Below are 19,641 nucleotides of genomic sequence, written 5' to 3'. Positions count from 1 at the left end.
GGGATGTCAGTGGAGATCGGCGGTGTGACGTTCGGTTCCCGGCTGGTGCTCGGCACCGGCGGCGCGGCCAACCTGGACGTGCTGGAGGCGGCCATCCACGCCTCCGGCACCGAGCTGGTGACGGTGGCGCTGCGCCGGGTGGACACCACCCCGGGCGGTACGGGCGGGCTGCTCGACCTGCTGGAGCGGTGCGGCGTACGGCTGCTGCCGAACACGGCCGGCTGCCGGACCTCGGTGGAGGCGGTGAAGACGGCGCACCTGGCCCGGGAGGCGTTCGACACCGACTGGGTGAAGCTGGAGGTGATCGGCGACGAGCGCACGCTGCTGCCCGACGGGGTGGAGCTGCTGCGCGCCGCCGAGGAGCTGGTCGCCGACGGGTTCACCGTGCTGCCGTACACGTCGGACGATCCGGTGCTGGCCCGGCGGCTCGCCGACGTGGGCTGCGCGGCGGTGATGCCGGCCGGCTCGCCGATCGGCTCCGGCCTGGGCATCGGCAACCCGCACCACATCCGGCTGATCCGGCAGGCCGTGGACGTGCCGGTGATCCTGGACGCCGGCATCGGCACCGCCTCGGACGCCGCACTCGCCATGGAGCTGGGCTGCGACGCGGTGCTGCTGGCCAGCGCCGTCACCCGCGCCGCCGACCCGGTGGCGATGGCCACCGCCATGCGCCACGCGGTGACGGCCGGCCACCTGGCGTACGGCGCGGGCCGCATCCCGCGTCGCTCCCACGCCCTCCCGTCCACCCCCGACGACGGCCGGCCCGACCTGTGATCGCCGGTCCCGCTGCCGGCGATCGTGGTACGCGCGCGCCCTTCCCGGGGCGGGTCCGCACCAGGATCGGACGCTGCCCGGCGGGCGTCGTGCTGCTGACCGATCGACGTGCCGCGCGGGGGCCGCTTGTCGAGGTCGTGGCGGCAGCCGTCGACGGGGGAGTGCGGTGGGTGGTGCTGCGGGAGAAGGACCTGCCGCGCGCCGAGCGACTCGCCCTCGCGGTCGAGTTGCGCGCGGTGCTCGCCGACGTCGGCGGCACCCTGATCGTGGCCGGACCGGACCCGCTCGACGGGGACGCCGTGCACCTGCCCGCCGCCGGCCCGTACCCGCCGCCGCGCCTCGGGCTGGTCGGCCGCTCCTGCCACGACGCCGCCGAGCTGGCGCGACTGACCACCGAGGACTACGCGACGCTGTCCCCGACCTTTCCCACCCGCACGAAGCCCGGCTACGGCCCCGCGCTGGGCCCGGAAGGACTGCGCGAGCTGATCACGGCCAGCCCGGTGCCGGTGCTCGCCCTCGGCGGCATCGAGACCCCCGACCAGGTGCGAGCCTGCGTCGACGCGGGCGCCACCGGGGTCGCCGTACTCGGTGCGATCATGCGCGCCCCCGACCCAGCAGCGACCGCCACCACGCTGGGCAGCGCCTTCGAGGAGGCGGCCACCCCGATGTCGCGCACCCCCCACCCGACGGCGGAGATCCCCACGAGAGGGCTGCGGCCGACCGTGCCCACGCAGGGATCAAGCCTGACCGCCCGGAGTGGGCACGGTCGGCCGCAGCCCCCCACCGCAACCACAGAGGAAAGACAGTGACGCCGAGGACAGTCCTCACCATCGCCGGTTCCGACTCCGGCGGCGGCGCCGGCGTCCAGGCCGACCTCAAGACGTTCGCCGCGCTCGGCGCGTACGGCACGAGCGTGCTCACGGCGGTCACCGCGCAGAACACCCGGGGCGTGGACGCGGTCCTGCCGCTGCCCCCGCAGACCGTGCGCGACCAGCTCGACAGCGTGCTCGGCGACTTCGACGTCCGGGCGGTGAAGACCGGCATGCTCGGCACGCCGGCGGTCGCCGAGGTGGTGGCCGAGGCGGCCCGGGACGGCCGGCTGCCCCGGCTCGTCGTCGACCCGGTGCTGGTCGCCACCAGCGGGCACCGGCTCGGCGTGGTGGAGGCGGTCGAGCGGCTGCTCCCGTACGCCGAGGTGGCGACGCCGAACTGCGCGGAGGCCGCGGCCCTCACCGGAGGCCGGGTGGGCACGGTCGAGGAGATGGTCGCCGCGGCGGAGGCGCTGGCGGCCGGCGGCCCGGCGTTCGTGGTGGTGACCGGCGGCGACGTCGACGCGGCCGGCGAGTCGGTGGACGTGCTGGCCGGCGGCGGCACGACCCGGCTGCTGCGTGCGCCCCGGGTGGCGACCCGGCACAACCACGGCACCGGCTGTTCGTTCGCGGCCGCCGTCGCGGTCCGGCTGGCGGCCGGCGACGCGGTGCCGGTCGCGGTGGCCGCCGCCAAGGAGTACGTGAGCCGCGCGCTGACCGGTGCGCGGGACTGGGAGCTGGGCGCGGGACGTGGCCCGCTGGACCACTTCGGCTGGTCCGCTTGAGCGACAGGGAGGCTGTCATGCAGGCACGTCGCAAGGTGTACGTGGAAGGGTCGCGGCCGGACGTCCGGGTGCCGTTCGCCGAGGTGACACTGGCCGGGGACAACCCGCCGGTGCGGCTCTACGACACCTCGGGGCCGGGCTCGGACCCGGAGGTGGGGCTGCCCGCGCTGCGTGGGCCGTGGATCGCGGAGCGGGGCGACGTGGCGCCGGTCCGGGGCGCCGGCACGCCGTTGGCCGGGACCCGGCCGACCCAGCTCGCGTACGCGCGGGCCGGGACCGTCACGCCGGAGATGGAGTTCGTGGCGATCCGGGAGGGCGTGGCGCCGGAGTTCGTCCGGGACGAGATCGCGGCCGGCCGGGCCGTGCTGCCGCTCAACGTCAACCACCCGGAGTGCGAGCCGGCGATCATCGGCAAGGCGTTCCTGGTGAAGGTGAACGCCAACATCGGCACCTCGGCGGTGACGTCCTCGGTGGCCGAGGAGGTGGAGAAGCTGACCTGGGCCACCCGGTGGGGCGCGGACACCGTGATGGACCTGTCCACCGGCAAGCGGATCCACGAGACCCGCGAGGCGATCGTGCGCAACGCGCCGGTGCCGATCGGCACGGTGCCGATCTACCAGGCGCTGGAGAAGGTCGGCGGTGACCCGGTGAAGCTGAGCTGGGAGGTGTTCGCCGAGACCGTCATCGAGCAGGCCGAGCAGGGCGTCGACTACATGACGGTGCACGCCGGCGTGCTGCTGCCGTACGTGCCGTTGGCCGTGGACCGGGTGACCGGCATCGTGTCCCGGGGCGGCTCGATCATGGCGGCCTGGTGCCTGGCGCACCACGAGGAGAACTTCCTCTACACCAACTTCCGCGAGCTGTGCTCGCTGCTCGCGAAGTACGACGTGACGTTCTCGCTCGGCGACGGGCTGCGCCCCGGGTCCATCGCGGACGCCAACGACGAGGCGCAGTTCGCCGAGCTGCGCACGCTCGGCGAGCTGACGAGGATCGCCTGGGAGTACGACGTGCAGGTGATGATCGAAGGCCCCGGGCACGTGCCGATGCACAAGATCAAGGAGAACGTGGACCTCCAGCAGGAGTGGTGCCACGAGGCGCCGTTCTACACGCTCGGCCCGCTGACCACCGACATCGCGCCCGCGTACGACCACATCACGTCCGCGATCGGCGCCGCCATGATCGGCATGTTCGGCACCGCGATGCTCTGCTACGTCACGCCGAAGGAGCACCTCGGGCTGCCGGACCGGGACGACGTGAAGGCGGGCGTGATCGCGTACAAGATCGCGGCGCACGCGGCCGACCTGGCCAAGGGGCATCCCGGCGCGCAGGCGTGGGACGACGCGCTCTCCAAGGCCCGGTTCGAGTTCCGCTGGGAGGACCAGTTCAACCTGGCGCTCGACCCGGAGACCGCGCGGGCGTACCACGACGCGACGCTCCCCGCCGAGCCGGCCAAGACCGCGCACTTCTGCTCCATGTGCGGTCCGAAGTTCTGCTCCATGAAGATCACTCAGGAGTTGACGGACTACGCGGCGCGGGGCATGCGCGGCAAGTCCGAGGAGTTCGTCGCCGCCGGCTCGCGGGTCTACCTCCCGCTGGCCTGAGCACCCGGGCTCGTCCCTTCGACGGCCGTAGACCTGTGCGCAACGGCCTTGCCGGGAGCCGTTCCGGATCACCTTCTCGGCGGCGGGGCGACGAGCCGCGAAGTCTCCGGGCCGGGCCGCGCGCGTCGGCCCGGCCCGGCCCGGAGACTCAGTCGCGGTGGTGCCGGCCGGTACGCAGGGAGCGGGCGTCGTCGGCGTTGTCGTCGGATGCGAGACCGGCGACCCAGTCGACGTACTCCTCGTCCGGGGTGGCGTTCGGTTCGGTCGCGTCGTCGGCCGGGTCCGACCCGCTCCGGTCCCGGTTGCGCCGGAACAGGCCGCGCCGGATCTTCGACTTCCCGCCGGCGGCCTCGGCGTCGTCCGTCCCGGCGTGGCGGCCCGCGGCCTTCTCCGTGCCGGACCCGGCCGGTGCGGTCGTGTCCGTCCCCGCGTCGCCGGCCACGGCGACGCCCTGAGCCGGCACGCTCGTCCCGGGGGTGGTCGGATCGGTGGGACGGGCACTGGTGGCGAAGGCGTCCCATCCCGTGCTCCGGCCCGGCTCGGGCAGGCTCTGGCGTCGGCGGCGGGGGGTCGGCTCGGCTCGGCCCGTCGCGTCGTCGCCGTCTTGACCGGTGGCTTTCCGGCCCGGTGCGATGGCCGACTCACCCGCTGCGATGGCCGGCCCGCCCGGCCTACCCGATGTGGCCGCCGGCTCGCCCGGCGCCTCGGCGTCGGCCGGGTGGGTGGGGCGGCTCGCCGCCGGGGGGATCGGCCACGCCGGCCGCACGTCGCCCGGTCGTTCGGTCACGTCGTCGAAGATGGGGAACCGCGGCCGGGGCGACCTGGGCGGGGCGGGGCTGTCCGGCTCGGGCGCGAAGAAGAAACTGCGCGGGCGACGGGCCGGCTTCGGCTCCGTGGCCGGCGGCTCGGCCGGCGCGGCGACGTCGTCCGGCGGCGGGGCGGACGCCCCGGCCGCGGCGGTCCCGACGGGCGGCCGGGTGGCTGGCGGCCGGGTGGCGGCCGGTGGAACCACGGGCGGCCGGGCGGCGGCCGATGGAACCACGGGCTGTGGGGCGGCCGGTGGCGGGGTCAATGGTGGCGGGGCGGCGGGCGGCGGGGTCACGGGCTGCGGGGTGGCGGCCGGCGGGCCGGCGGGGCGGCGGGCGGCGGGCCGCCGGGCGACGGCCGGAGCGGCGTCGTTACCGGTCGGCGCCGGGGCAGGGCCGCCGGCCGGCGTGGTCTCCGCCACCGTCGGCTGCGCGGGACGCTCCGTCGGCGTCGATTCGTCCGTCGGCGGCGTGGACCGGGCGACGGTGCGGCTCCGGCGCGGCCGGGTGGCTCGCGGCGCGGCGGCCGGCGCCGACACGTCGACGGGTGAGGCGGCGGCCGGCTCGGCGTCGGTCGTCGCCGGCCGGAACTCCGGTCCGGGCCGGGCCGGTTCGACAGTCGCCGGTGACTCGACGCCGGCCGGGCGGCCCGCCGTCGCCGGGGCGTCGGTGCCGGTCGGATCCGATCGGGTCGGATCAGGCGGCGGCTGCGGACCGGTGCGGCCGGCGGCCAGGACGTCGATGGCCGAGGTCCGCCGGCCCGGTGGCAACAGACCGGGCATCGGCAGATCACGGATCGGGACCTCGTCGTCCGGCCCGACGGTCGGCGGCGCCGGTCGGTCGGGCCGGGCGTCGGGCGTCGGCCGGTCGGGCTGCTCGGTGGCGAGCGGCGATGCGGGGCTGACCTGCCGGGGCGCGTTCGGCCCGTCGGCCTCCGGCCAGTCCCAGTGCGCGGGGGCCGGCGCACCGGCCGAGGTCGGGGTCGGCACGGTGACGGCGGAGGTGGCCGGGGTGGCCGCGGTGGTGCTTGCCCCGGCCGGCAGCGGCGCGAGGATGTCGGTGGGCTCGACGGCGTCGCCGGTGCCCGGCCGGGGCAGCATCGAGGTTGCGGTCGCGCCGAGCGCCCCGGCCGCGACCGCGACCAGCGCGCCGTAGTAGGGCGCGAGCTGGTAGCGGTCGGTCGCCGTGCCCGGACCGGCGGTCAGGTAGGCGAACGCCACCAGCGCCGGCCCGGCCGCGCCGGCCGCGCCACCGACCAGTGGCGGATGCCCGGCCCGGCGGGCCAGCACGCCGATCGCGCCGCCCGCGAGCAGGGCCAGCGTGGGCAGCAGCAGCATGGCCAGGCGTTGCGCCGTCGGGGCGCCCAGCCAGGACGGTTCGAGGACACCGAGGCGTACGGTGGCCAGCGACCGGTTGCCGACGACCGTGGGTGCGACGGAGAGCAGGGCCAGCAGCCAGACCGTTCCTGCGGTGAGCGCGACGCCCCAGCCGAACGGCGGCTTGAGCAGCACGGCGATCGCCGCGCCCGCGCCCACCACCGCGCCGAGGACGGCACAGATGCCGGCTGCCCAGACCGGGTCGAGGGAGCCGCCCAGCTCGGCGGCGCGGGCCGGTTGCATGCAGAGCGGGGCGACCACGATCGCGCCGAGCGCGCTGACGCCGGCGATCGAGAGCAGCTCGGTGGTGCCACCGGGAAGGTCGTCCCAGCGGGCGAGACGCTCGGTGAGGACGGCCCCGGCGACGGTGGCGACCGCGGCGAACCAGGCGACCCAGGCGAGCTGGGCGGGCCACCGGTTGACCGAGGCGTCGACGAACGCGCCGTCGAGGCGGACGACTCCGAAGCCGTACGCGACGCCGAGTTGGCCGGCAGCGGCCAGCACACTCACCCCGAGCGCCGTGAGCAGCAGCCTGCCCCACGTCCGAAAGGCCATGTCGGGCACGTTACGGCCCGGTGGGGTGGTTCGCCACCTTGCCCGCGCGCGGCGCGGCGAACCGCGCCGGCGTGGCTACATCAGCTCGACCAGCCGGGCGAGATAGGTGGTGTCGCCGACGTTGGTCAGCATGTGCACCGCCCCGGGGTCGCGGTAGACCACCCCGCCGGTCGGCTCGTCGGCGTCGATCGTGACGCCGTCGATCGTCTGCACCACGTTCTTCGCACCCTGGATCGCCACCACCAGGTACGGGTGGTCGTGGCGGTGCAGCGGTTGACGCTCGCCCGGCTCCAGCCGGATGTGCCAGACCCGGACCCGGTCGTTCTCGTAGACGATCTCCTGGCCCACCGGGCCGAGTTCGAGGTGGGCGTGCGGGTCGGTCATCGCGGTCCGTCCAGTTGGGGGAGCACCTCGGCGGCGATCAGCTCCACGTGGTCGAGGTCGTCGAAGTCGATCAGCCGCAGGTGCACCCGGGTGGTCCCGACCGCGGCGAACTCGCCGAGCCGGTCGACCAGCTGTGCCGGCGAGCCGACCACCGGGTCCTCCGGCGGGAGTGCGCTGGTGACGTGCAGCGGCGCGGCCCGTCGCTGCGCCTCGGCGTCGGTCCGCCCGATCGCCACCACGATCCCGGCGGAGAGTGTCAGCGGCGCGCGCCCGGACGCCTCGCGCCCGGTGCGGTCGCACGCCTCGCGGACCCGCTCGTAGGCGGCGGCCGTCTCGGCCACGTTCTTGAACGGCATGTTGAACTCGTCGGCGTACCGGGCGGCCAGCTCGGGGGTGCGCTTGGGGCCCTTGCCGCCGACGATCACCGGCGGGCCGGGCTGCTGCACCGGCTTGGGCAGCGCGGGCGCGTCGACCAGCCGGTAGTGCTCACCGGTGTAGCTGTAGGTCTCCCCGTCCGGGGTGCGCCACAGCCCGGTGACGATCTCCAACTGCTCGGCCAGCCGGTCGAACCGCTCGCTGACCGGCGGGAACGGGATGCCGTACGCGGTGTGTTCGCGCGCGAACCAGCCGGCGCCGATGCCCAGCTCGACCCGGCCGCCACTCATCCGGTCGACCTGGGCGACCATCACGGCCAGCGGGCCGGGGAGCCGGAAGGTGGCGGAGGTGACGAGCGTGCCGAGCCGGATGCGGGACGTCTCGCGGGCCAGCGCGGCGAGCGTCAGCCAGGCGTCGGTGGGGCCGGGCAGCGCCGGTTCGTCGCCCATCGACCGGTAGTGGTCGGCGCGGAAGAAGCCCTCGAAGCCGGTCTCCTCGACCAGCCGGGCGAACCGGAGTTGGTCCTCGTAGTCCGCGCCGCGGTGGGGTTCGGTGAAGACCGAGACCCGCATGCTCACCGTCCTCCCGTCGCGGGCACCCCGGGGGCGTCCCGCTCCATCAGTAGTTCGTGCAGCTCGGCGCTGATCCGTGCGACGTCGGCCAGGTGCGCGTGCCGGCCCAGGGTGCGGGGCCGGGGCACGGCCACCTCGACCACCTCGCGGATGCGGCCGGGACGCGGGCTGAGCACGACCACCCGGTCGGCCAGCAGCACCGCCTCGTCGATCGAGTGGGTGACGAAGACGATGGTCGCCCTCGTGTCCATGTGCACCCGTTGCAGCTCCCCGGAGAGTTCCTCCCGGGTGAGCGCGTCGAGCGCGGAGAACGGCTCGTCCATCAGCATCACCCGGGGCGAGCCGATCAGCGACCGGCAGAGCGAGACGCGCTGCTGCATGCCGCCGGACAGCTCGTGCGGGAGGCGCTTCTCGAAGCCGGCCAGCCCGGCCATCTCCAGCAGCTCACGGGCGCGGTCGCGGTGCTTCGCCCGGCTCCAGCCGAAGATCTCCACCGGCAGCAGCACGTTGTCGAGCACCGTGCGCCAGGGCAGCAGCGCCGGCCGCTGGAACAGCATGGCGACGTCCTGGCGCGGCTTCGTGATCGGCGTGCCCGCCACGGTGATCTCACCGGCGGTGGCCGGCAGCAGGCCGGCGATCATGCGCAGCAGCGTGGACTTCCCGCAGCCGGAGCGGCCGAGGACGGCGACGAACTCACCCTCGGCGACGTCGAGGTCGATGCCGCGCAGCGCCTCCACCCGCCCCGAGCGGCCGTCGAAGGTGCGGGACACCCCGGACAGTCGGATCATCTCCTGCCGGCTCCCTTCCCACATCGTCGCGAACGCGAGCCGGGCTAGCGTAACGGGCTCGTGCTTATAGCACCGTCCGGGGTGGACGTCAGTCCGCTTTCCGTCACCCCAGTTCGTTTCCTTTCCGCAACCCGGACGGTTGCGGCGCGTCATCAGCCTTCTCGTACGCTGTTGCGCGCGAAGAGTCCCCTCGCGACGGTCCAGTCGGCCGACCCTCCTGCCGACCCCGTCGGACCCACGACCCGACCGGCGAAGATGTCCTGGTCGGAAAGGACATGGTGTACTGATGAGAAGGTTGACCCGTACGGTCGCCGCAGCGGCGCTGGCGACCGCCCTCGCCCTCGTGGGCGGCTGCAGCAGCGACTCGGACAAGTCCGAGGCCGGCAGCGGCGGCAACGGTGGGGCGCTGGAGAAGGTGACCTACCTCACCTCGTTCGGCAACTTCGGCCGTGACTCCTACGCCTGGGTGGCGAAGGACAAGGGCTTCTTCAAGGAGGCCGGCTTCGACGTCGACATCAAGCCCGGTCAGGGCACCGGTTCCGTCATCCAGACAATCACCGGCGGTCAGGCCGACTTCGGCCCGATCGACCTGACCGGTGGCATCCTGCAGCTCGGCAACGGGCAGGCCAAGGACTTCGTCGCGGTGGCCGCGATCCAGCAGCGCACCATGGCCGCCATCGTCACTGTCGAGGGCAAGAACATCGCCACGCCGAAGGACCTGGAGGGCAAGAAGCTCGCCGACACCCCGACCTCCGTCGTGCGCAACCTCTTCCCCACGTACGCCCGGCTGGCCGGCATCGACAACAGCAAGGTGACCTGGGTCAACGGTGAGGCCCAGGGCCTGATCGGCATGCTCGGCTCCGGCTCGGTGGACGGCATCGGCCAGTTCGTCGTCGGCCAGCCCACCGTCGAGGTGGTGACCAAGAAGAAGCCGGTCGTGCTGCCCTACAGCAACGTGATGCAGGACCTCTACGGCAACGCGTTGATCACCTCCACCAAGATCGCCAAGGAGAAGCCGGAGATGGTGAAGAAGTTCACCGCCGCGCTGCTCAAGGGTCTGGAGTACTCGCTGGAGCACCCGGACGAGGCGGGCGAGATCCTGAAGAAGAACGTGCCGGCCGCCAACCCGGCCGCGTCCGCCGCCGAGCTTCAGCTGATGGCCGCGTACGTCCGGTCGAGCAACTCCGGCACCGCGATCGGCACGCTGGACAGCGGCCGGGTGGCCAAGAGCATCGCGCTGCTGCAGGGCGCGGGCGCGCTCAAGCAGAACCTCACGCCCGACCAGATCATCGACTTCAACCTCGCGCCGAAGGCCTGACCGGTCGGCTCGGGCCACGGGGGTGCGACCCGCCGGGACACCCGGTGGGCGCACCCCCTTCGCGTGCCGGTCCAGCCGACCGGCCGGAGAAGGAGGACACGTTGACGCAGTTGACCGAGGCCCGGCCGGGAGCGTCGGGGGAGCCGGCCCCGGCGGCGCGTGCCCGCCGCGGTCGGGGCGTACCCCCGGCGGCGGTCGGCCTGCCGGTGCTCGGGCTGGTCATCGCGGTGGCCGCCTGGTGGCTGGTCACGTCGGTGCTGCACCTGGTGCACCCGGTCGCGCTGCCGCCGCCGCAGGCGGTGGCCCGCTCGCTCGCCACGACCACGGACGTGCTGCTGCCCGCGCTGGGGATCACCACCTGGATGACGCTCTCGGGCTTCCTGCTCTCGTCGGTCGTCGGCGTGCTGATCGGGATGGCGTTGGCCGCGTCCCGCCGGGTGGAGCGGATGTTCGCGCCGCTGCTGGTGGCCGTGAACGCGGTCCCGAAGATCGCCTTCGGTCCGCTGCTCGTGGTGGCCGTGGGCTTCGGTCAGAAGCCCATCCTGACCATGGTGTTCCTGCTCTGCTTCTTCCCGATCGTGCTCTCCACCGCCACCGGGTTGACCACCACCCCGGCCGACCTGGCGGAGCTGGGCCGGTCGCTCAACGCCTCCTGGTGGCAGTCGTTCCGCAAGGTGCGCCTGCCGGCTGCGCTGCCGCAGATCTTCGTCGGCCTCAAGGTGGCCATGCCGCTGGCCGCGATCGGCGCCGTGATCGGGGAGTTCTACTCGGACCGGCCCGGTCTCGGCTACCAGATCCTCCAGTACAACGGCGTGGGCGACACGGCGACCGCGTGGGCGGCCATCATGCTGGTGGCGCTGATGAGCATCGTGCTCTACGCGGCCCTGAGCGCGATCGAGCGGTTCGCCCTCCCGTGGGTGCGGGCCACCACCTCCGCCCGCTGACAGGTCGACCGAGAACCCACCCTCGACCGAGGACACGCATGCTCAACCCACGGTCGGCGGCCGACCACGACAGGTGTGGGCCCCGGCGCAACCGGCGCAGGGATCAAGCCTGACCGCCCGGAGCCGGTTGTGCCGGGGCCCACACCCCACGGTGACTATCCCGCGAGCCGCCACCGACCCCCACGCGCGACCAACGTCGTCAACGCCTGCGGCATCAGCCCGGAGTGGTTGTCGGGCGTCATCCGGATCGGGCCGGACAGGCCGTCGAGCTGCGAGGTCTCCAGCACGTCGCGCAGCGCGTCCCGGTCCACCTCGCCGCGCTCGCCGCCGGCGCGCTGCTCGGCGTCGGCGATGAGCTGGACCGCGTCGGCGGCGAACGAGGAGAAGCCGTTGTAGCCGCCGAACCGGGCGGTGTAGTCCTGGAACCACTGCCGCCGGGCGGCCTTGGCCGGGGTGGTGGCGATGACGTCGTCGATCACCATGGTCTGGGTGAAGATGAGCGTGGCCAGCTCGGTGGAGCGGGCCGACGGGCCGAGGAACAGCTCGCCGGCGGCCGAGGCGTCGAAGAAGAACGACCCGCGGTAGTTGCGCTGCCTGGCGGTGGTGGCGGCCAGCGACGCCTGCTCCGGGGGCGTCCAGAGGATCAGGGCCTGCGGCTTCTTCTCGACCAGGTCGTCGATCTGGGTGCTCACCTCGGTGTCGGTGATCCGCACGGCCTCGGCGGCGACCAGCTTCACCGAGGTCTTGCCGAACTCGCGGCGCAGCGCGGCGAGCCCTTCCTGGCCGTACCCGTCGGCGCTGTGCAGCACCGCGACCTTGCGGATCTGGCGGCGGGTCAGCTCGGTGGTGAGCGCCGCCGCGCTGTCGACCGCATTCGGGGCGAGCTTGAAGACGTACCGGCGCTGGTCCACCGGCTCGGTGACCGCGCCGGCGGAAGCGAGCGCGATGGTCGGAATGCGCTTGTCGCTGATCGTGCGCGCCGCGCCGACCGCGCATTCGTTGCAGCCGCCCATGATGACGGCGCTCACCTGTGCGTCGCCGCTGAAATCATTGATGTTCCGCAAGGATTCGGCCGCGTCGGACCGGTTGTCCTTGAACCTCAACTCGATCTTCCGGCCGCCCAGCGCGCCGGAGGCGTTCAGCTGGTCCCGCTTCAGTTCCAGCGCCCGTTGGTACACCTTGCCGATCGGCGCGGAAGCGCCGGAGAGTTCGAGGTCGGCGGCGATGACGATGGGGCTGGTGTCCTGCGGTTCCCCGCCGATCCCGCAGCCGGTGAGCGTGGTGGCCAGCACGGCCGATGCGAGCACCGCGATGCTCGCGGAGCGGATGGGGCTCAACTCAGTCCTCCAGGGTGCGGCGCGGGCCGGCGCCCGATCACCGCCGCTTGTCCGTCCTCAGTGGAGGAACGGGATTGGTGTGCCGTACGGTGTGCCGAAGCTTGCAAAACCATGCCAATGCCGGGCCCTGTGGTCAAGCGGGGATGCCGGATGCCGTTTCGGGACGGTCATCCCACATGCTGGGGACACGAAACGTTAACTGACAATAACTGCGCAGATGCGCTTGGCCACTCTGGAGTGACATCCCCTGTTCAGGGGGTTGGAGAAAAGAAGGTATTAGGTGACCGGATCACGGGTTGAGTCGACACCGACCGTTTCCTGCCTCACCGCGGCTTCCCAAAAAGGATCTCGTCTGATGAAATCTCGGCCGTGCCGCGCGTGGCGCTGGCCGCTGCACCAGGCACGGGTCAGCGGGTCACGCGTGGAAGAAACGACGGAGGCGATGTCGTGAGCACCGGACCTACGACCCTGCCCGGGAGCCCCAGCGCCGAACAGCGGAATCGGCGACGGCGCCTGCCTCGGCTGCGTGACGCGCGGATCCGCTCCAAACTCGCCCTCATCCTGGTCGTCCCGGTGGCGGCTGTCATCGCACTGGCAACTATCCGACTCATTTCGGTGGGCCAGGGCGCGTACGACGCGGACCAGGTCCGTGCGCTGACCGCGGTCTCGGTCGACGTCTCGGCGCTCACCCAGGACCTGCACAAGGAACGGATGGCGGCGGCGGCCTTCCTGGCCGACACGAACCAGAAGCCGGACGACTACAACCTGCGGGTCCGCCGCACCGACGAGCGCATCGCGGCGTACCGGGAGGAGCGCGGCACGCTCGGTGACGTGCCCGCCGCGGTCCGGGACCAGCTGAAGGTGATCGACGACCACCTGGAGACGCTGAACGGCACCCGCCAGGAGGTGCTCGACCGCCTCCAGATGCCGGTGGCCGAGGCGAGCCTGCGCTACGGCATCGTCCTCGACGACCTGGTCGCGTACGGCGACACGCTGGCCCAGCAGCCCGGCGCGGAGAGCCTCGCCGACGCCCGCCGCGCGGTGGCCGCGTTCGCCCACGCCAAGGCCGAGGTGGCGGAGGAGCAGGCGGTCGCGTTCACCGCGCTCGCGGTCGGCGACCGGATCGACGAGGAGCAGTTCTCCTCGTTCGTGGCCACGCTGACCGGCCAGCAGGAGGCGCTGCTCTCGTTCTCCCGGGCCGCCGCCCCGGCACAGCGCGGCCTGGTGGACCGCACCGTCTCCGGCGACGCCGTCCAGCTCGCCGACCGGGTCGCCGCCGACCTCTCCCGGTCCGTCGGCAAGCGCGCGCTGGTCACCCGCGACGAGGCGTCCGCCGCCATCGGCGCGGTCGACGACCTGATGCGGTGGGCCGAGATCCAGCTCCTCGACGACCTGCTCGCCGACGCCGACGCGGTCCGCACCGACGTGATCCGGCAGGCGTTCGTGGAGAGCCTGCTCGTGCTGCTGACGCTGGCCGTCGCCGTGACGCTCGCCGTGGTGCTGGCCCGCTCGCTCAACGACTCGCTGCGCCGGCTGCGTGAGGGCGCGCTCTCGGTGGCCAACCACGACCTGCCGGACGCGGTGAGCCGGCTGCAGAACGTCAACGCCATCGGTGACGGCGGCGTGGACGAGATCGTCCAGCAGGTGCGGGACCCGATCAAGCTGACCAACCGCGACGAGGTCGGCCAGGTGGCGGTGGCCTTCAACGTGGTCCACCGGGAGGCGGTCCGGGTGGCGGCCGAGCAGGCCGCACTGCGGACCAGCGTCTCGGCGATGTTCCTCAACCTGGCCCGCCGGTCGCAGAGCCTGGTCGACCGGATGATCGGTGAGCTGGACGCGATCGAGCGCGGCGAGGAGGACCCGAAGCGGCTCGCCCAGCTCTTCGAGCTGGACCACCTGGCCACCCGGATGCGCCGCAACGACGAGAACCTGCTGGTGCTGGCCGGTGCCGACTCGGCCGTGCCGCGTCGCGACGACGCGCTCCTGGTCGACGTGCTGCGCGCCGCCCAGTCCGAGGTGGAGCTCTACAACCGGATCGAGTTCGGCACCGTCGACATCGACATCTCGGTGGCCGCGCACGCCGTCAACGACGTCGTCCGCCTGGTCGCGGAGCTGCTCGACAACGCCACCCGGTTCTCGCCGCCGAACACGGTGGTGGTGGCCGACGGCCGGCGGATCCGTGACTACGTGCTGATCCAGGTGGAGGACCGGGGTCTCGGTCTCACCGACGACCAGCTCGACTCGCTCAACCGGCGGCTGGCCGCGCCGCCGACGGTCGACGTGGCCGCGTTCCGGCTGATGGGTCTGGCCGTGGTCAGCCGGCTCGCCTCCCGCCACGGGATCCGGGTCGAGCTGCGCCGCAACGTCGAGGGCGGCACGGTCGCCCAGGTCACGCTGCCGAACTCGACGGTGGTGCTGCCGGCCAACCGGGGCCAGGCCCCGCTGACCCGGCCGCGCCAGCCGCTGGCCGTCGAGCAGTCGCCGCTCAGCCAGGTCGGTGCCGCCGACGCGTTCGCCGGCGCCGGCCGGGGCGGCACCGCCACCCTGGCCGACCAGTGGCGCAGCACGGTCACCCCGCCGCCCGCGCGGTGGCAGGCGCCCGCCGAGGCGCGGGACACCGCCCCGGCGGTGCAGTTCGGCGGGATGCCCGGCGCGCTGCCCCCGGTGCCCGCCGCTCCGGTCGCCGCCGCCCCGGTCGCCGCCGCGCCGGCCCCGGAGACGGGCTGGTCGGCGGGGGGCCCGACGGTCGCGTACCCGGCGCTCGACCCGCTGCCCAAGCGGACGCCGGGCGGTGAGACGGCGACGACGACCACCCCTGCGCCGCCGGCCTACCAGCCGCTCGCCGCCGCGCCGTCGGTGGAGACCACCCCGGCCGCGCCGGTGGTGGCCCGACCGGACCGGCCGGCCGAGGCGCCGATATTCCGGGAGATGGAGGCGGTCTGGTTCCGCTCGCACGGAGAGGACGAGACCACCATCTTCACCCGACCCCGGTTCGACGAGCCGCCAGCCGCCCCGGCGCAACCCGCCGCGGCCACGCGGCCGCCGCTGCCGACCCGTACCCCGGGCGCCCAGGCGTCGGGGCTGAGCACGCCGCCCGCGTACAGCCCGCCGACACCGCCCGCCCCGTCCACACCGCCCGCCGAGGCGGCGCCGCCGCCCGTGGTGGATCCGCCCGCGCCGGAGCCGACGCCGACCCCGGCGATCGACCCGGAGGCCTGGCGTACGGCGGCCGACGACGGGTGGTCCCGGGCCAGCCAGGCCGCGGAGCCCACCACCGGCGGCACGACCCGCTCCGGCCTGCCCAAGCGGGTGCCGCAGGCGCAGCTCGTGCCGGGCGGGATCGAACCGAAGAGCGGCCGGGACCGCAGCCGGCGCACGCCGGACGAGGTACGGGGTCTGCTCTCCGCGTACCACCGTGGCGTCCAGCGGGGCCGCACGGCCGGCACCGACCTGAACAGCACCTCGACCAAGGAGACGAACCGATGAACAGGCCGGCGGCCATGCAGGACATGGGTTGGTTGCTCACCAACTTCGCCGACAGCGTGGCGGGTATCGCCCACGTGGTGGCGGTGTCCGCGGACGGGTTGCTGCTCGCCTCCTCCCGGGACCTGCCCCAGGACCGGGCCGATCAGCTCGCCGCGATCACCTCCGGCGTGGTCAGCCTCACCGAGGGCGCGGCGCGGATGTTCAGCGCCGGCGGGGTGTTGCAGACCGTGATCGAGATGGACAGCGGCTACCTCTTCCTGATGTCCATCAGCGACGGCTCGTCGATGGCCGTGCTCGCGGCGCGTAGCTGCGACGTCGGTCAGGTCGGCTACGAGATGGCGTTGCTGGTGGAGCGCGTCGGCCAGGCGCTGGTGCCGCTGCCGAGGGATGCCGTGCGGTCCTGACCGGCGGTGGTGACCTGGTGAACTGAGAGCCGGTCCGGCTCCGTACGAGGGGAGGTGATCGCGAGATGGAACCGCGACGTGATCCGCGTGGCGCGTTGGTGCGACCGTACGCGGTCACCCGCGGCCGCACCGAGCCGTTGCAGAACATCGCGCTCGAGGCGGTCCTGTCGAGCACGGCCACCCAGTCCGCCGAGGCGCGGTTCGCCGGGCACGACAAGTACCGCATCTCCTCGGTCTGTGAAGGCCGGGCACAGTCGCTGGCGGAAATCGCCGCTTACACCCGGATGCCGCTGGGCGTCACCCGGGTGCTGGTCGCCGACATGGTGGCCGAGGGCCTGCTGACGCTACACAGTGCCGCTCCCGCGACGGGGTTCGCGGCGCGGATGAACCTGCTTGGAAGGGTGCTAAGTGGACTTCGCGAACTATGACCCCGACGGGGCGAGCCGCGGCCGGGAGATCATCTCCGCGAAGATCGTGATCGCGGGTGGCTTCGGGGTGGGCAAGACCACCCTGGTCGGGGCGATCTCCGAGATCCAGCCGCTGACCACCGAGGCGTTGATGACCGCGGCCGGCGTGGGCATCGACGACCCGTCGAAGGTGCCGGGCAAGGAGACCACCACGGTCGCCATGGACTTCGGCCGGATCACCATGGCCGAGGACCTGATCCTCTACCTCTTCGGGACGCCGGGCCAGACCCGCTTCTGGTTCATGTGGGACGAGATCATCCGGGGCGCGGTGGGCGCGGCGGTGCTGGTGGACACGCGCCGCATCACCGACGCGTTCGCGCCGCTGGACTACTTCGAGAACCGCAAGCTGCCGTACGTGGTGGCGCTGAACCGGTTCGACGACGCGCCGCACTACGAACTGGAGGAGATCCGGGAGGCGCTGGCCATCTCGCCGGACGTGCCGCTGGTGATGTGCGACGCGCGGCGGCGGGACTCGGTCAAGCAGGTGCTGGTGACCGTGGTCGAGCACGCCATGCTCCGGCTCCAGGCCGAGCACGGCTATCCGGCCTCGGTGGGCTGACCCGGCGCGTCGACCCTCGGCTACTGCGCCGCTGAGCTGGGAAAACTTAGGATCCTCTCAAGCATTCTCACGCAGTGTGAAGAATCTTTCACAGTGTGTGCAGACGAGAGGGGATCCGGATGCGCACAGTCAGAGGCATCACCGCGTTGGCCGCCGGCGCCGTGCTCGGCGTCGGCCTGGTGGCAACGCCCGCCCAGGCGGCGGTGACGAACGACACGACCCGCGCCAACACGCTGACGGCGATGCGGGGAGAGGCGTTCGCGTACGCCAGCTACCGGGCGTACGGGGCGGAGGCGGCCCGCAACGGCCACGGCGACATCGCCGAGCTGTTCACCGACACCGCCGCCACCGAGCTGAACGAGCACTTCACCGAGGAGGCGGCGCTGATCGGCTTCGTCGGCTCCAACGCGGCCAACCTGCGCACGTCGATCGCCGGCGAGTGGCACGAGGCCACCGTCGTCTACCCGGGGTACGCGCGGCAGGCCCGCCGCGACCGCTGCCCTCGGGCCGCCCGGCTCTTCGACGAGCTGGCGGCCGACGAGGCGCGGCACGCCTCGCAGTTCCGCCTCGCCCTGTTCGCGATCACCCATCCGGGCTCCGGGGCGCGGGTCCCGGTCGGCGAGGTCGTCCCGCCGGTGCCGATCACCGCCGGCGAGCCGGTCTGCTCGGGCGAGACGCAGGCCAACCTGGAGGCGACGATCCACGGCGAGGCGTTCGCGTACGCGTCGTACACGCTCTACGCCCGGCACGCCCGCGACGGTGGCCGGCTGCGCCTGGCCCAGCTCTGGGAGAACACCGCCGGTCAGGAACTCGGCGAGCACTTCAGCGAGGCGGCCACGCTCGCCGGGCTGGTCCGCAGCGACGCGGAGAACCTCCGCAAGTCGATCGACGGCGAGATCTACGAGGCGACCACCATGTACCCGTCCTTCTCCCGGCAGGCGGCCTCGGTCGGTGAGGACGGGGCGGCCGACCTGTTCGCCGAGATCGCCCACGACGAGGCCGGGCACGCGTCGGCGTTCCTGCTCGCCCTGGTCGACCTGGAACTCGGCGGCTCGGGCGGGGAACGCGACGCCCGCCGGAGCTGAGCCGGCTCAGTCCACCCGGAGGCGGTAACCGCGCTTCACCACGGTCTGCACCACGCGGGGCGTCCGCAGCCCCACCCGCAGCCGGGCCACCGCCATCTCGACCGCGTGCTCGTCCGCACCGCGCGGCAGCGTCCGCAGCAGCGCGGTGCGGGAGAACACCTTCCCGGGCGACGCCGCCAGCGCCCGCAGCACGGCCATCGGGGCCGGCGCCAACTGGCGCAGCTCCCCGTCCACCACCGCGGCGTGACCGCGCAACGTGAGCACGTGCCCGGCTGCCTTCACCGAGACCGTGCGGCGGGGCAGCTCCTCGACGATCGTCCGGACCAGCGCGCCGAGCCGGGCCCGGCTCGGCGCGCTCACCGGCACCCCGCGCCGCACCAGCGGTTCGGCGGTGACCGTGCCCACGCACCCGGCCAGCACGTCGCCGCGCAACGCCGCCAGCACCGTCTCGGTCCGGTCCCCGGCGGCCCGCAGCAGCGCCTCGGCCGCCGGGGCGGAGGTGAACGTGACCGCGTCCACCAGCCGGCCGGCGACCAGGTCGATGAGCCGGTGCAGCGGCGCCGGGTCGGCCGGCGGCGCCCACCGGTAGACCGGCACCTCGATCACCGTGGCCCCGGCCGCGACCAGCGCCTCGGTGCACTCCGGCTGCCGGTCGCCGTGCAGTTGCAGCGCCACCACCTGGCCGGCCACGCCGCGCCGGACCAGGTGCTCGACCACCTCGTCGCAGCTCTCCGAGGCCGGGGACCAGTGCTCGCGCAGCCCGGCCGCGCGGATCGCCGCGGTCGCCTTCGGCCCGCGCGACACCACGTACGCGCGGGTGAGCGTGTCCCGCAGCGGTTCGGCCAGCCCCCAGCCCTCGGCCGCCTCCAGCCAGCCCCGCATCCCGATGCCGGTGTTGGCCATCAGCACGTCCGGCGGGTGCGCCAGGCAGGCCCGGGTCGCCTCGCGCAGGTCGCTGTCGTCGGCCAGCGGCACGATCCGCAGCGCCGGGGCGAGCACCACCCGGGCGCCGCGCCGCTGGAACAGGGCGGCCAGTTCGTCGCGCCGCCGGTCCGCGGTGACCCCGATGGTGAAGCCCGCCAGTTCGTCACGCATTCACTCCTCCTGCCGCAGCCGCACCCCGAACAGGCCGCCCCGGCTGCCCACCAGGCCCCGCGACATCACGTACGCGCCGCACGCCGTCTCCCGGGGGTGCTCCCCCGATCGTGTCGCCACG

17 protein-coding genes are annotated in these 19,641 nt (G+C 73.7%); 11 read left to right on the top strand and 6 right to left on the bottom strand.

Features of this window, described 5'->3' with window-relative positions:
* Window positions 1–3 precede the first annotated feature (3 nt).
* The 4 genes from ACH495_RS07245 to thiC all read left to right on the top strand — a co-directional run bounded on the left by ACH495_RS07245 (window position 4) and on the right by thiC (window position 3,969).
* Window positions 4–774, top strand: coding sequence for a thiazole synthase (locus tag ACH495_RS07245; protein WP_396856863.1), 771 nt, complete (start codon window positions 4–6; stop codon window positions 772–774).
* Between the two features lie 65 nt (window positions 775–839).
* Complete coding sequence (locus ACH495_RS07240; protein ID WP_396857330.1) at window positions 840–1,583, top strand: thiamine phosphate synthase; 744 nt, start codon at window positions 840–842, stop codon at window positions 1,581–1,583.
* Window positions 1,580–2,368 (top strand): bifunctional hydroxymethylpyrimidine kinase/phosphomethylpyrimidine kinase, encoded by a 789-nt coding sequence (gene thiD, locus ACH495_RS07235; protein ID WP_396856862.1) that lies wholly within the window; start codon window positions 1,580–1,582, stop codon window positions 2,366–2,368. The genes ACH495_RS07240 and thiD overlap by 4 nt, the downstream gene beginning before the upstream one ends.
* A gap of 17 nt (window positions 2,369–2,385) precedes the next feature.
* Window positions 2,386–3,969 (top strand): phosphomethylpyrimidine synthase ThiC, encoded by a 1,584-nt coding sequence (gene thiC / locus ACH495_RS07230; RefSeq protein ID WP_396856861.1) that lies wholly within the window; start codon window positions 2,386–2,388, stop codon window positions 3,967–3,969.
* Window positions 3,970–4,117: 148 nt separating this feature from the next.
* On the opposite strand, the gene ACH495_RS07225 is transcribed toward thiC, so the two are convergent.
* From ACH495_RS07225 to ACH495_RS07210, 4 genes are all read right to left on the bottom strand, one after another.
* Window positions 4,118–6,706, bottom strand: coding sequence for a hypothetical protein (locus ACH495_RS07225; RefSeq protein WP_396856860.1), 2,589 nt, complete (start codon window positions 6,704–6,706; stop codon window positions 4,118–4,120).
* Window positions 6,707–6,781: 75 nt separating this feature from the next.
* Window positions 6,782–7,090: a cupin gene (locus ACH495_RS07220; protein WP_396856859.1), complete on the bottom strand. Its 309-nt coding sequence runs from the start codon at window positions 7,088–7,090 to the stop codon at window positions 6,782–6,784.
* A complete protein-coding gene (locus ACH495_RS07215) occupies window positions 7,087–8,037 on the bottom strand; it encodes an LLM class F420-dependent oxidoreductase (protein ID WP_396856858.1) in 951 nt (316 codons plus the stop codon). Before ACH495_RS07215 ends, ACH495_RS07220 begins: the two co-directional genes overlap by 4 nt.
* Before the next feature lie 2 nt (window positions 8,038–8,039).
* Window positions 8,040–8,825 carry an ABC transporter ATP-binding protein gene (locus ACH495_RS07210; protein ID WP_396856857.1) on the bottom strand — a complete coding sequence of 262 codons (786 nt, stop codon included), beginning with the start codon at window positions 8,823–8,825 and terminating at the stop codon, window positions 8,040–8,042.
* A 286-nt stretch (window positions 8,826–9,111) separates the two neighbouring features.
* On the opposite strand from ACH495_RS07210, the gene ACH495_RS07205 reads away from it, so the two are divergent.
* Together ACH495_RS07205 and ACH495_RS07200 are read left to right on the top strand one after the other, a co-directional pair.
* Window positions 9,112–10,143, top strand: a complete 1,032-nt coding sequence (locus ACH495_RS07205) for an ABC transporter substrate-binding protein (RefSeq protein WP_396856856.1) — start codon at window positions 9,112–9,114, stop codon at window positions 10,141–10,143.
* A 101-nt stretch (window positions 10,144–10,244) separates the two neighbouring features.
* Window positions 10,245–11,087: an ABC transporter permease gene (locus ACH495_RS07200; protein WP_396856855.1), complete on the top strand. Its 843-nt coding sequence runs from the start codon at window positions 10,245–10,247 to the stop codon at window positions 11,085–11,087.
* Window positions 11,088–11,242: 155 nt separating this feature from the next.
* Here the strand turns inward: ACH495_RS07200 and ACH495_RS07195 are convergent, their stop codons facing one another.
* Window positions 11,243–12,424 carry an ABC transporter substrate-binding protein gene (locus ACH495_RS07195; protein WP_396856854.1) on the bottom strand — a complete coding sequence of 394 codons (1,182 nt, stop codon included), beginning with the start codon at window positions 12,422–12,424 and terminating at the stop codon, window positions 11,243–11,245.
* Between the two features lie 447 nt (window positions 12,425–12,871).
* Here ACH495_RS07195 and ACH495_RS07190 point away from each other — a divergent pair, with 447 nt between their 5' ends.
* From ACH495_RS07190 to ACH495_RS07170, 5 genes are all read left to right on the top strand, one after another.
* Complete coding sequence (locus ACH495_RS07190; RefSeq protein ID WP_396856853.1) at window positions 12,872–15,910, top strand: nitrate- and nitrite sensing domain-containing protein; 3,039 nt, start codon at window positions 12,872–12,874, stop codon at window positions 15,908–15,910.
* Entirely contained in the window at window positions 15,907–16,314 is a 408-nt protein-coding gene (locus tag ACH495_RS07185) for a roadblock/LC7 domain-containing protein (RefSeq protein WP_089155226.1), read from the top strand. The genes ACH495_RS07190 and ACH495_RS07185 overlap by 4 nt, the downstream gene beginning before the upstream one ends.
* 65 nt (window positions 16,315–16,379) lie before the next feature.
* Window positions 16,380–16,742, top strand: coding sequence for a DUF742 domain-containing protein (locus ACH495_RS07180; protein WP_091065900.1), 363 nt, complete (start codon window positions 16,380–16,382; stop codon window positions 16,740–16,742).
* On the top strand, window positions 16,723–17,340 hold the full coding sequence (locus ACH495_RS07175; protein ID WP_091065903.1) for an ATP/GTP-binding protein: 618 nt from the start codon (window positions 16,723–16,725) through the stop codon (window positions 17,338–17,340). The genes ACH495_RS07180 and ACH495_RS07175 overlap by 20 nt, the downstream gene beginning before the upstream one ends.
* Before the next feature lie 119 nt (window positions 17,341–17,459).
* Window positions 17,460–18,425 carry a ferritin family protein gene (locus ACH495_RS07170; RefSeq protein ID WP_396856852.1) on the top strand — a complete coding sequence of 322 codons (966 nt, stop codon included), beginning with the start codon at window positions 17,460–17,462 and terminating at the stop codon, window positions 18,423–18,425.
* 6 nt (window positions 18,426–18,431) lie between these two features.
* Here the strand turns inward: ACH495_RS07170 and ACH495_RS07165 are convergent, their stop codons facing one another.
* Complete coding sequence (locus ACH495_RS07165; protein WP_396856851.1) at window positions 18,432–19,520, bottom strand: uroporphyrinogen-III synthase; 1,089 nt, start codon at window positions 19,518–19,520, stop codon at window positions 18,432–18,434.
* Window positions 19,521–19,641 lie beyond the last annotated feature (121 nt).

The organism is Micromonospora sp. NPDC018662, assembly GCF_044391475.1.
Taxonomy (GTDB): Bacteria; Actinomycetota; Actinomycetes; order Mycobacteriales; family Micromonosporaceae; genus Micromonospora.
Note: the sequence above shows the minus strand (reverse complement) of the source record. Positions and strands in the feature narration are given on the sequence as shown.

Excerpts from the sequence above, each read along its gene's own strand:
- ACH495_RS07215 (WP_396856858.1), bottom strand. The coding sequence starts at position 8,037 with ATGCGGGTCTCGGTCTTCACCGAACCCCACCGCGGCGCGGACTACGAG.
- ACH495_RS07185 (WP_089155226.1), top strand. The coding sequence starts at position 15,907 with ATGAACAGGCCGGCGGCCATGCAGGACATGGGTTGGTTGCTCACCAAC.
- ACH495_RS07245 (WP_396856863.1), top strand. The coding sequence starts at position 4 with ATGTCAGTGGAGATCGGCGGTGTGACGTTCGGTTCCCGGCTGGTGCTC.
- ACH495_RS07220 (WP_396856859.1), bottom strand. The coding sequence starts at position 7,090 with ATGACCGACCCGCACGCCCACCTCGAACTCGGCCCGGTGGGCCAGGAG.
- ACH495_RS07170 (WP_396856852.1), top strand. The coding sequence starts at position 17,460 with ATGCGCACAGTCAGAGGCATCACCGCGTTGGCCGCCGGCGCCGTGCTC.
- ACH495_RS07210 (WP_396856857.1), bottom strand. The coding sequence starts at position 8,825 with ATGATCCGACTGTCCGGGGTGTCCCGCACCTTCGACGGCCGCTCGGGG.
- thiC (WP_396856861.1), top strand. The coding sequence starts at position 2,386 with ATGCAGGCACGTCGCAAGGTGTACGTGGAAGGGTCGCGGCCGGACGTC.
- ACH495_RS07225 (WP_396856860.1), bottom strand. The coding sequence starts at position 6,706 with ATGGCCTTTCGGACGTGGGGCAGGCTGCTGCTCACGGCGCTCGGGGTG.
- ACH495_RS07180 (WP_091065900.1), top strand. The coding sequence starts at position 16,380 with ATGGAACCGCGACGTGATCCGCGTGGCGCGTTGGTGCGACCGTACGCG.
- ACH495_RS07205 (WP_396856856.1), top strand. The coding sequence starts at position 9,112 with ATGAGAAGGTTGACCCGTACGGTCGCCGCAGCGGCGCTGGCGACCGCC.
- ACH495_RS07165 (WP_396856851.1), bottom strand. The coding sequence starts at position 19,520 with ATGCGTGACGAACTGGCGGGCTTCACCATCGGGGTCACCGCGGACCGG.